10 protein-coding genes and 1 pseudogene are annotated in these 11967 nt (G+C 43.0%); 4 read left to right on the top strand and 7 right to left on the bottom strand.

Going from position 1 to position 11967, the window contains the following annotated elements:
* Positions 1 to 742: 742 nt before the first annotated feature.
* Positions 743 to 1036 (top strand): hypothetical protein, encoded by a 294-nt coding sequence (locus LC605_RS26835; RefSeq protein ID WP_229550540.1) that lies wholly within the window; start codon positions 743 to 745, stop codon positions 1034 to 1036.
* Between the two features lie 33 nt (positions 1037 to 1069).
* Here the strand turns inward: LC605_RS26835 and LC605_RS26830 are convergent.
* A pseudogene (locus tag LC605_RS26830) lies at positions 1070 to 1273 on the bottom strand (ISLre2 family transposase); the annotation flags it as partial.
* Positions 1274 to 1649: 376 nt separating this feature from the next.
* Between LC605_RS26830 and LC605_RS26825 the strand changes: the two are divergent.
* Positions 1650 to 5558: a filamentous hemagglutinin N-terminal domain-containing protein gene (locus tag LC605_RS26825; protein WP_229550539.1), complete on the top strand. Its 3909-nt coding sequence runs from the start codon at positions 1650 to 1652 to the stop codon at positions 5556 to 5558.
* Between the two features lie 208 nt (positions 5559 to 5766).
* Here LC605_RS26825 and LC605_RS26820 read toward each other — a convergent pair whose 3' ends face one another.
* The 5 genes from LC605_RS26820 to mobC all read right to left on the bottom strand — a co-directional run bounded on the left by LC605_RS26820 (position 5767) and on the right by mobC (position 9355).
* The gene (locus LC605_RS26820; protein ID WP_229550538.1) at positions 5767 to 6120 is read right to left on the bottom strand and encodes a hypothetical protein; all 354 of its coding nucleotides are present in this window, start codon (positions 6118 to 6120) and stop codon (positions 5767 to 5769) included.
* A gap of 154 nt (positions 6121 to 6274) precedes the next feature.
* Positions 6275 to 6469: a hypothetical protein gene (locus LC605_RS26815; protein ID WP_229550537.1), complete on the bottom strand. Its 195-nt coding sequence runs from the start codon at positions 6467 to 6469 to the stop codon at positions 6275 to 6277.
* Between the two features lie 456 nt (positions 6470 to 6925).
* Complete coding sequence (locus LC605_RS26810; protein ID WP_229550536.1) at positions 6926 to 7153, bottom strand: hypothetical protein; 228 nt, start codon at positions 7151 to 7153, stop codon at positions 6926 to 6928.
* Between the two features lie 290 nt (positions 7154 to 7443).
* Entirely contained in the window at positions 7444 to 8976 is a 1533-nt protein-coding gene (locus LC605_RS26805) for a relaxase/mobilization nuclease domain-containing protein (RefSeq protein ID WP_229550535.1), read from the bottom strand.
* Positions 8957 to 9355 (bottom strand): plasmid mobilization relaxosome protein MobC, encoded by a 399-nt coding sequence (gene mobC / locus LC605_RS26800; protein ID WP_229550534.1) that lies wholly within the window; start codon positions 9353 to 9355, stop codon positions 8957 to 8959. The genes LC605_RS26805 and mobC overlap by 20 nt, the downstream gene beginning before the upstream one ends.
* Before the next feature lie 660 nt (positions 9356 to 10015).
* Between mobC and LC605_RS26795 the strand changes: the two genes are divergently transcribed.
* Positions 10016 to 10465: a hypothetical protein gene (locus tag LC605_RS26795; RefSeq protein ID WP_229550533.1), complete on the top strand. Its 450-nt coding sequence runs from the start codon at positions 10016 to 10018 to the stop codon at positions 10463 to 10465.
* A gap of 57 nt (positions 10466 to 10522) precedes the next feature.
* Positions 10523 to 10861 carry a hypothetical protein gene (locus tag LC605_RS26790; RefSeq protein ID WP_229550532.1) on the top strand — a complete coding sequence of 113 codons (339 nt, stop codon included), beginning with the start codon at positions 10523 to 10525 and terminating at the stop codon, positions 10859 to 10861.
* A gap of 129 nt (positions 10862 to 10990) precedes the next feature.
* Here the strand turns inward: LC605_RS26790 and LC605_RS26785 are convergent, their stop codons facing one another.
* A complete protein-coding gene (locus tag LC605_RS26785; RefSeq protein WP_229550531.1) occupies positions 10991 to 11878 on the bottom strand; it encodes a hypothetical protein in 888 nt (295 codons plus the stop codon).
* Positions 11879 to 11967: the final 89 nt, after the last annotated feature.

Genomic DNA, 11967 nt, shown 5'->3' with positions numbered 1-11967 from the left:
TTACTAGTTAGTAAGGTTAAATGCTTGTTACTAAGCTTTTCTTGAAAGAGTTTTTGCTCTTCAGGGGAGAGGTTTAGTACCACTTCTACGAGGGAATTAACAAGTTGTACATTCATGGTTGTGTATACGATTCACTCTTCTTCAGTCGGGAGCGACGGGCTTTCGCCCTGCCCTTATGCTGCTTTACTATAATACTGACTATTGCTTCCGCCATACAGCAAACGACATAGCTAATTTCTGCGATCGCTCCCATTCATCAAAGCGTCCTTCCAAGATTTAAGAACTCGTGGCTCGGAGTCGGCGTTAGCGGAGTGGCTCTTGCGGGCTTGCAGGATCTAGTCGGCCCAACCAGTAATCTCTCTGCCCGTAAGAGCCACCGACTCCGAGAGCGTAGCGGTCACGAGTTCGTCGGCTCAACATGAGATTACCGACTGAAACCTCGTCCCCGTTGCTTTTGCTCTAGTATCTCTTGCTGCTGCTGTTGCCGTTCTTCAACAAGAATCTCATTCCAAGTTCGCCCACTAGGTCTTGAGCCGAGATACAAGTAAAAACCTGCAAGATGCTCTGGAAACTCTTACTCTATATAGGGTTCAGCCATTTTTAAGTAAAATTGGCAGGAGAGTGCAAATCTTGGGTATGTATCGCTACAAAAACTGGAGTATTTATTAATTTTATTTACAGGTTTTACAGCAAGGACTTTGAGTAGAATGGCACTAAGAAAAGCTTTAAGCTATGCTCCGTAATGATTACAGGCATTTATGCGATTAAGGAGTCAAGGAGTAAGAGCGATCCTCCATTACGCCTATCGTTGCAAGGTACTCGCCACCATTTAATTAACTTTATTCCCAAATTATTAGCTACAACTTCAACAACACGTCTTAAAATTTATCGCACTCTACTCAAAATTATTGCTCACAAGGCTGTTCCTGACCGTCCTGCTAGAAACGAACCACGAGTCCGTAAACGCCGCCCGAAAGCTTACCCCTTAATGACCAAACCTCGGCACGAATTACGAAAGCAGTTGCAAACTGCTTAATACACAAGCGTTTGGGCTTTTCTTAGTGCCATTCGATTGAGAAAGCTTATGCAATAATATGGCAATACATTGACCCGCTAAAACTAACGCAGCCTGTCTAATTTTTTCTTCTCTTTCTTTAACTATTCTTCCAGACCATTCCTCGATATTTTTAAAATCTAAAAGTTTTGTAACATCCTCTTGGAAATCTGATAATGAATCGGCAAAATTTAGATTCGCAGATATGTTTTTTTCCATAAAGGTAGATACTTCCTATTTCAAAACTATTCCTGAAAGGAAATTTTACCTTTTTTCTAGTCGCAACAATCTACAGAAACCTCGTTTTTGGTACAGGTTGTATCTCCTAGTTAACATTACTAGTATTATTGTATTAAATATTTAGTTAATACGTAAGAGATGATTAGCGTAGGCGCAGCCCGCCGTAGGCATCGCACCTTTTTTAGCCGATCTCACAAAATCGCATTGCTCCCGTCTATTACCTAATTTTAAGTTTTAAAAACTTTACTCTCATCTAATTCAAATATCTGCTGAAATTAATTATTGTAGAAAAATTTATCAATAAATTGATTGTATATTCACAGATAAGAAATGAGCAGGCGAGGCTGGTTATGATATGGCAATCTGTGGAAATAGGAATTGGCTCTCAGGTTTATTAAGAGTTTTTGGCATTACTGGAGTGCTTGCTCATGTCATATTTTGTTGTGAAAATCACGCTTTAGCCCAGATTACCCCTGATGAAACATTGGGCGATCGCTCTTCAAAAATCACTCCCAATGTCAATATTAAAGGTAGTGTTGCTGACGAGATTGATGGCGGAGCAATTCGCGGTGCAAACCTGTTCCATAGTTTTCGTGAATTCAATGTGGGAGAGTTGCAGCGTGTTTATTTTGCCAATCCCACGGGAATCTCCAATATTCTCACACGAGTGACGGGAAGTAACGTCTCGAATATTCTCGGCACTTTGGGGGTGAATGGTGGCGCAAATTTGTTTTTTATCAATCCCAATGGCATTTTATTTGGGAACAATGCACGGCTGGATGTGGCGGGTTCGTTTGTAGGGAGTACGGCGAATTCATTTGTGTTTGGTAATGGGTTAGAATTTAGTGCAACTAATCCTCAGAGTCCTTCCCCATTACTAACAGTTAATCCTTCGGCATTGTTCTTCAATCAACTTCCGGCTGGCAGAATTGAAAACAAGTCAATTGCACCAGCAGGAATTGCACCAGCAGGTTTTAATGCTTATGGTTTACGAGTAGGAGATGGTAAAAGTTTGCTGCTAGTGGGTGGTAATGTCATCATGGATGGCAGCCAGTTAAATGCTTATGGTGGGAGAGTTGAATTAGGGGGGTTAGCAGCACCTGGAAATGTCAATCTTCTTTTTAATGGCGATAATCTCAGCTTGAAATTTCCTCTTAATGTGACTCGTGCTGATATATCGCTTACCAATCAAGCGCGTGTGTATGTAGAAGCTGCTGGTGGCGGTGATATTGCGATTAATGCCCGCAACATAGATATTTTGGGAGGGAGTCTGCTGAATGCTGGTATCGCCTCTGGTTTGGGTCAACCAGGGGCGACTGCGGGGGATATTACGCTTAATGCTACGGGGGACATCAAAGTTGCTGACTCTGGGAGTAGGATTCGCAATTTTGTGAGTAAGGATTCAAAAGGCAATGGCGGTAACATTACTATCGATTCTGGTGACTTCTCATTACAAGATAGCGCTTTTCTTTCTACCTCAACTTATGGACTGGGGAATGCAGGGAATGTGACAGTGAGTGCAAAAAATGCTATTTCCCTTGCATATGCTTACATTTACAGCACCGTGTCAGCAGGAGGCGTAGGTAAAGGAGGCAATATCAACATCAATGCTACAACACTGTCACTCACTGATGGCGCTCAACTGCTAACTTCCACTCGTAGTGCATCTGCTACCCAGCCAGCCGGACGGGGGGATGCAGGCAATGTCAATGTTAAAGTAACAGGTACTGTTGATATTGCTGGGAAGAAAAACGATTTCGAGAGTGGGATTGGCAGCAATTTGCAAACGGGGACTATTGGGAATGGGGGTAACATTTTCATCGATTCTGGTGACTTCTCATTACGAGATAGCGCTCAACTTTCTGCCTCAACTTCAGGAGTGGGGAATGCGGGAAATGTAACAGTGAATGCAAAAAATGCTGTTGACCTTGCAGGTAACGCTGCCATCTTCAGCACCATAGAAGCAGGAGGTGTAGGTAAAGGAGGTAATATCAACATCAATGCTACAACACTGTCACTCACTGATGGCACTCAATTGCTAACCGTTACTCGTGGAGCATCTGCTACCCAACCAGCCGGACGGGGGAATGCAGGCAATGTCAATATTAAAATAACAGGTACTGTTAACATCTCTGGAGAGAAAAACGATTTTTTCAGTGTGATTAGCAGCAATGTGGAAACGGGGACTATTGGGAATGCGGGTAACATTTTCATCGATTCTGGTGACTTCTCATTACGAGACGGCGCTCAACTTCAAGCCTCAACTTCAGCAGTGGGGAATGCAGGGAATGTGACAGTGAGTGCAAAAAATGCTGTTGACCTTGCAGATAACGCTTACATTTTCAGCATCGTAGAAGCAGGAGGCGTAGGTAAAGGAGGCAATATCAATATCAATGCAACAACACTGTCACTCACTGATGGCGCTCAATTGCTAACTATTACTCGTGGAGCATCTGCTACCCAACCAGCCAGACGGGGGAATGCAGGCAATGTCAATGTTAAAGTAACAGGTGCTGTTGATATTGCTGGGAAGAAAAACGATGTTTCCAGTGGGATTAGCAGCAATGTGGAAACGGGGACTATTGGGAATGGGGGTAACATTTTCATCGATTCTGGTGACTTCTCATTACGAGACGGCGCTCAACTTCAAGCCTTAACTTCAGGAGTGGGGAATGCAGGGAACGTGACAGTGAATGCAAAAAATGCTGTTGACCTTGCAGGTAGTAATACTAGCATCTTCAGTACAGTGGAAGCAGGAGGTGTAGGTAAAGGAGGCAATATCAACATCAACGCTACAACACTGTCACTCACTGATGGTGCTCAATTGCTAACCATTACTCGTGGTGCATCTGCTAACCAACCAGCAGGACAGGGGGATGCAGGCAATGTCAATATTAAGGTAACAGGTGCTGTTGATATTGCTGGGAAGAAAAACGATTTCGAGAGTGCGATTCTCAGCTATGTGCAAACGGGGACTGTTGGAAATGGGGGTAACATTTTTATCGATTCTGGTGACTTCTCATTACGAGATGGCGCTCAACTTTCTGCCTCAACTTCAGGAGTGGGGAATGCGGGGAATGTGACAGTGGGTGCAAAAGATGTGGTTACTGTTTCTGGAACTAGTCAAGAAAGCGGAAATTCTAGTGCTTTATTCACATTTACTGATTCTACTTCCACTGGCATTGGTGGCGATATCACCGTAAACACCAATATATTTCGCATCTCAAACGGCGCTTTATTAGATGCACGCACTAGAAATGATCAAAGGGGTGGCGATATTACGGTAAATGCAAATATTTTTGAAGCATTCAATGGTGGACAACTTACCACGACTACCTCAAGCAATGGACGTGCAGGTAAAATTACTGTCAATGCTACTGATAAAGTAATAATTAGTAGTAGTGACTTTAGTTATGATGACCGAGTTACTAACTTTCCTGACAACGTACTAAATATCGGTGCTAACAGTGGCTTATTTGTCAGTTCCACTGGTTCAGGAATCACAGGCGACATCGAAATCAACTCAAACCTAATTACCTTAGACAACCAAGGCAAGCTCAACGCCGAATCTGCATCTGGTAACGGAGGTAATATCAACCTCAACAGCGACTTACTCTTACTCCGTCGCAACAGTCAAATCTCCACCAATGCAGGTACAGAAAAATTAGGTGGCAATGGCGGTGACATCAATATCAACTCCAGATTTATCGTTGCAGTTCCCAAAGAGAATAGTGATATCAGCGCTAACGCCTTTACAGGGATTGGTGGTAGAGTTGACATTACAACAAACGGTATTTTCGGTATTCTCTCGCAAAAAAGCCCAACCGAAAATAGTGATATTACAGCGAGTTCAGAATTGGGAGTGAGTGGGGAAGTAACTATCAACAGTCCAGATACTGACCCCAGTCGCGGCTTAATTCAACTACCCTCTAACTTCGTGGATGCATCCCAACAAATTACTCAAGGTTGCACTCCTAGAAGAGGACAAAATGCCAGTAGCTTTATCGCCACCGGACGCGGTGGATTACCCCAAAGTCCTAATGAACCGTTGCGGGGACGAGCAGTAATTACTGGTTGGGTAGATTTGCCCGCACAAGTAACACACACAGTCACGGATAAATTATCTACTGCAACTATGACCAAATCTAGCGATCAGATTGTGGAGGCTCAAGGATGGATTGTCGATGCTAAGGGTAATGTTGTTCTTGTGGCTCAATCTGAGCAAAGTTCTTCTATTCCTTCTGCCATGCCCTGTAGTCAATAGACCTTTTGCAAAAAAGTTTTGTGGGAAATTAGGGGGTTAAACAAAATGTTAAAAAGTTAATTACTGGAGTTTAGTCTAGTTCCCGGTGCGAAACTCAGAAGGCTCATTCTATAAAGCCTAAAAACCAAGGTTTTAGTTCCTGGAAACATCTTAAATCCGTATCCTTATTTTTTGGAAATTTAGTTTCGCACCGAGAACTAGTCTAAACTCAAAAATAAACTTGATATTCCACATTTATTCTCATTGTGGTTTCGCACTTTCTACCTTTTGAGAATCCAAATCGATCACGTTCTTCCCAATAGCGCGTGGGTGCCATAAGGATGGAATAGCTTGAGAGAGTTACCGGCTTTCCAACTGTAGTGCTAAGTTGATTTACATAGGCTTTGGCGGCTATGTCTGCCTCAGCTAGGTTCGTCTGTGGTTCGCCACAACGAGCAACTCCACTATAGGTATGGGTAATAACCCCTGACGACTTCACTGCTTGCGCTTGAGCCTCAATAGTTGTAGATAGAGAAGCAGTGATAGCAAGAAGACCAGTAATTAGTCCGACAACACGATTCATAATTTAATCCCTCAAATATCATGTAATTTAAGCAGAGTTGTAAAGGGCGTCACCGTGCCAAAACGGGAAAATTGTACGCTAAGGCTGAACGTCTTTGTCTGTCTAGATTTAGTTATGGTGGGAGTCTCCTGGAGGGTTAGATGAAAACCACTCACTATGCCAATATTAGTGTGCCAACATCTTTAGCAACTCCCACCCAACCCCCTGGGTATTCTTCACGAACGGTTTTATCTAAATCTGTTAAAACTTCAGGTGTACTAATACCAGTTAATTTTTTAAACCAGCCTCCCCCAGATATTGTTTCTTGTTCGCTAACAGTAATATCGGTAAAAAGTGGTAAGTCTTTCATAGTTTTCTCCTTTAATTAGGTTACTAATTGCAAAAAAAAATCACATTTACAAAACTGCGATGATCTTCACAATTATTCTTTACGATGGGTTTTTTCCTTTATGCACTCAGTGAATAAATTTTTCAAAAAAAAATCTAACAGGAAAAAAGATAAGCGATCCCCTGTCCTCCCTTCCCTTCATTCCCGATACCCAATGCCCCACTTAAATCACGAGTGAGGTTAATTTTGCGATTCTAGGGGTGTGTATGGTATTGGCTTATTACCCGAAAATTGGTGTAGGGGATTGTGGCGGCGGTAGTGAGGTGCGTAGCTAGCCGCCTTCGGCATCGCCCCTCATTCCCAACACCCAATGCCTAAAAATAGATTGGAGGTTTGGGGTTTTGGTAGTCATGGTCTGGTAGTCACGATGAATTTGGTAGTCATGATAGTTAATCTCTATTTATATAGAGAGCGTGACTACGGTATCAACATCTGATACAAAATGCGGCTATTTTCAGTGGTGACTACCAAGCATTGTATAAAAGTCAGCATTGTCAAACTAGTACAGCGATGCCGGAGCGGGTGCGGTCGTGCCACTGGTAAAAATGGGGAGTTAGGAGTTAGCGATCGCGGAGTGAAAAATTGAGGAGCGAAAAAATGTTTGGTGGCAGTGGTCAGCGATGGCAACGAGAACACCGCAGGCATCGCACTTTTAGCAAGCGGCTACGCCGGGAGCCAAACTCCACTAGCGCGGTCATAGAAGTTATGCTCTAAAATTTTCAATCGGCATAACTTTTGTAACTGCCATGACTAGCCAAAAAAACTGGATTTTCCCAAGTTTGGGAAAAATTGACAACTTTTTCAACCAGAGAAATCTAAGCGAGTCACCAAGGTAGTGGTGTGCAGTTGTCAGCCCAACCAGTAATCTTTCTGCCCGTCCCGAAGACCGCATGAGTCGAGCGTAGCGGTCACGAGTTCGGTCTACACGTCGCGGATCACAGGCTAAAACCACGGTCTTGCTGTTTCTGCTTTTGTTGCTCCTCCAACAGATGAGCTTCTAATTCCTGACTCCAATCAGGATTATGGGTTTTGAGCCTTTTACCAATTGGCAACAATTCTAATACTGCACTAGCTGTTTTATTCCCTTGTTGATCATTATTGAATGCTACGACCACCCTATTGAAACTCTTGAGAAATTCCATAGGTAGGTTATTCGGGTCATCAGCCACTATCAACATGGTTTTAGTTGGTGGTAGCCCTTTGCAACTTGAAAGAAGGTAAGTGGCTGCTGACATCGCATCAATTGGTGTAGAACACAAAAAGACGTTTTCTACCTTGTCCGTTGGTTGCCCTCCCAATCTCAGATAAAACCAACCATAAGGTGTAGAGGTGTTTTGGTCGTACTCCACAGTGCGATGATTTTCTCTAGGCTTTGACCAAACTAATGCACCAGTTTTTTCACCATCTAAATCACGCTTGATAAACAAAATATTTCGTTGCTCATCCATGTAAAGCAACTGATTATTATGTAATCCTTGCACAATATAATCTGGTATATAGCGTTTCTCGCTTAAGTACTTGTGCAATACTTGCCAAACAACTTTATCCTCTGGTGGTGGGGTGAACTGAGGCTGCTGTTGTTTGTGTTCAATTTCTTGAAAGAGTTTTTCTAACTGCTCAACTGGGAGTGGTTTAACAGGTTTGAGCAGCAATTCATTAATAGGTTCATCATCACGTTCTGTTTGGTAGTCAACGCCAAGATGTTTTTGCAAACCGGGGAAGGTATAAGCTGCACCTAACTGTGTACCACTAAAAGCTTGCCCATCTTTCTCATAAGAAATGCCTTTAGACTTACCATTTCTAGTGAAACCTGTTCTTACGCTAATGCCAGCTTGCTGCAACCGCATGATCAGCGTTGGCATTTGGGGATTATCAACTCTGGCCCTATCAATTGTCTGCTGAAGTTCCTCTTTAATAGTGCGTTCTGGTGGCCGTTCAAGTTTACCTAGTTCATATTCTTCTTGTTCTCGCCTTATGCGCCTGATTTGTCCTGTACTGGGTGTGCGATTCAGTTTCTCTCTACTGCCCTGGACTTGTATTAACTCATAATCTTGCTCGATTTGTCGCAGGACTTTCTCAGAGCGTATATAATCCCAGGAATCATGCACTACTAGCCCCGTGTCCATCCTGATCCGGCTGGCTGCAATGTGGATGTGGTCGTCGTCGGTGTTATGGTGGCGAAAGATGACAAACTGATTGGCATCAAAACCCATTTCCTTCATGTAGCGTGAGCCGATTTCGTTCCACTTTTCATCATCTAATTTATCGTCTTTAGCAGCTGACAGTGAGACATGGTAAACAACTCGGTCTGCATCAGAATTTAGTTGTCGAGACAGCTTAAACTCACGCGCCAATTCACGGGCATTTCTCCCACTCATGTTGCCGCCGATTAGTTTGGCATCTTCGCGGGATTCTAAATAATCCAACAGCTTGCGAAAACCTCTGCCCTTAGTCTGCTTCCCAATCATCTTCGTCTTCTTCCGAGTCGTCATCATCAACATCATCAGAGGCAATGTCTCGCCTACACTGATGCAGCAGTTCTAAAAGTTCTCTTAGTAGTTCTGGATCAACAGGTAAAGTTCGCCCAATCTTTAGGGCTGTGTTGGTTGCCTTGACAAGCTGATTGAGGTTGTTGCCGATTTGCCCTAATTCCCAATATGTTTGCAAGCTAATTTTACTTAGTCGTTTTGGTAGTGGACGCATCAACGCATTACGTCTCATCAGTTCACTCGCTGACATCCCCGCATCAAGTGATTTTATTCGCAGCAAGTCCAGTTCGATATCGCTCAATCTCACTGGGAATATATGCTTTCGGACTAGAGCTTTAGACTGCTTGCGATTCGCCATAACTTAGGGGGAATAAGGACATCACGCAAGGGGGGTTTTTAGGGGGGTGAAACCCCACTAAACCAGCTTTGCCGTTCGAGCGCCGCGAGACAAAGCGTAAGCTTTGAGGCATGGCTGGCTTCAGGCCCATTTTGGGGGTAAGCGAGGTGTCTAGTGCTACGTGTGTACGGAGGACACAGGAGGGGGCTGAAGACGAGAGTACTTTCGGCGTAGCCGTGCTGCTGACCATCCTACAACTTACAGGGGAGGATAGCAACGGCGTAGCCGGAGTTTGAATCAAATCAAGTAGTCGGTAAATTCTGGTTAGACGTAGCCACCATAGAGGAGATAAAAACGGCGTAGCTGCTATATGAAAATTCTCTGATTCAGCGAAGCTGCCACACAATATGATAGTCCGGCGTAGCCGTAATACTAAAAAATAATTCAGCGTAGCTGTTTTAAGTAAAATTCTCTGATTCAGCATAGCTGTAATAGTCAGATTGTTTAGCATTAGCTTGAATAATCAGACCAGCGAAGCTGCCACACTAAAAAATATAAGGCGTAGCCGTGATGCGAAGAGGTAATTCGGCGTAGCCACAATAGTCAATTTTTTTGAGGATTTTGAATCAGATTTTTTCAAATAGCCGATAATTATCAGTTAATCGATATTCATAAGTAACCATGAGTGAAGATCAGAATTCAGAAGTAATTACGAAGGGCAAGATTGATAAGGCCATCAATCTACTGAAGGAGCAGAAGCCGAAAGAGCGAGAAGATGTATCGGACAGGGAAGCCGTTCGTAAAATGAGGCGATACATTGAGAAACTTACATCTGACAAGTATGGCTACAGTTACGATGAAGTGTCAGAGATGCTGAAAGGACTAGGCATTAACTTGAGCGGCAGCAGAATCAAATATTTGTTGGGTGAAATCAGGAAAAATACTCGCCGTCACCAAAAGAAAAACCAGGGCGAGACTACCACTACTGAGCAGGTTTTGATTGAAAGTCAGTCTGAACCTGTAGATACTGCTAGTGAGCAAAATACGAGTGAAACTCACTCAAAACCTGCTGCTATCAGTAGGGGCAAGAGAAAAAATCAACAATCAACACCGCCGCAGCCACAGGCATAAATCTAAAATTATTAGAAAAAATTATACAATTATTAGCGTTAGTTTTGGAAAGACAAGATGGCTAAAGGATTTGGGGTAAAGCCTATTAAACAATTGGGTTACGTCCTGCTGTTATTTCCATCAGCAAAAGCCTATGCCGCAAGGCTGGATTTTGATGATGGTAGCGGACAAGAGTTTATTGGGGTCACGAATATGCTTAAAGAAGCTCAAATCTGGAAAACACAAAAGCAAGCTCAAGAGGCAGTTGTCAAATATGCCGAATTTTTGATTGAGCAAGCTTCAGATGGCTCCGAGGTACGTATAAATATTAGGAGACTTAACCGTGACAGTAGCGGCCAGCTGACAGATGAACCGGTTGAATCATTGCTTCTAGTATCAAAAGATGTCCCAGAGTAATGTAAACAGTAGTTTTTCTGTGCAAGGTATGTGTGCCATTGGACAATAACGTTATTGTCTCTTTTTCAAGGCATGAAAATCATAGCAATCTCTTGGATCACTTCGCTGCTCTTGTTAGAAAGGGAATTTTTAGGTGGTCAATGGATGCTCACGCCTGACTAAATCTAAAATTTCCGGGGGTAAGATTGATATGAGCGAATCAATTATCCAAGCTTTAATATCTACACGTACACCATTCAGAATTCGCTGGAATGATTGACACCCGATTGCTATAGCGATTTTCACCACCTCTTTTACCAGGGCTTCGGGGTTATCTGGGTAATCTTCTTTAAGTAATGGGAAATATTCGTCAATAAACCACCTTTCATCCTCAGTCAGCACATCTGAAAAATTATTACTACTCCTATATAAGGAGCTATATAGGGCTAGTAATATTTTTTTCAGGGTTTTCCATCCCCCAAATTCTGATGCAGTTTTGCTCACTAAACTCTGACTTATTCCCGCAATCGATGCAATCGCCCCCTGTTTAATTTCTGCCCCAGCTGCTACCAATTGTTTAAATCCTTGCAGTATTCCCCAACGTGTTTGTTGCTTGGCTGTACCCGCAAGTGGTGTAATATCGAATGCAAGTGATTGTACCAGTGTGCAACCGGCGTAATATTCCATCAAATAAGACAAGTCTTTGTCACTGACCACGTAGAAGGTTAGTTCTGAGTCTGGTCTGCGGTTGGCTCTGAGTCTTCCAGCGCACTGGATAATTTCAGCTTGAACTTGTTCATCAACGAAATCTTGGAAATTTTCGCTATCAACACTTATATCGCGATCGCCAGTCGTAGTAATATAACTCTGTTGTAATGCCCCAATATCCTGGTAGGGAGTGCCAAAGCTACAAAGTGCATCTAATTCCTGATAGGCATTACTACCGCGATTGTCAACGAACCAATGACCATCACCTGAACTTTTTTCTGATAAATGGTCAATATGGGGTAAAGACAAGATACGCGCAAAATTTATCATGATGTAAAGTTTTGCAACAAATTTACTCAAAAGCCTAAATTTAACGTTTCCTCTAGTGCTGGTGGAATCGCATCGAGATCAATCAGATA

This window comes from Nostoc sp. CHAB 5836 (genome assembly GCF_020829445.1).
GTDB lineage: Bacteria > Cyanobacteriota > Cyanobacteriia > Cyanobacteriales > Nostocaceae > Nostoc.
This window is presented reverse-complemented; position numbering and strand designations above follow the sequence as displayed.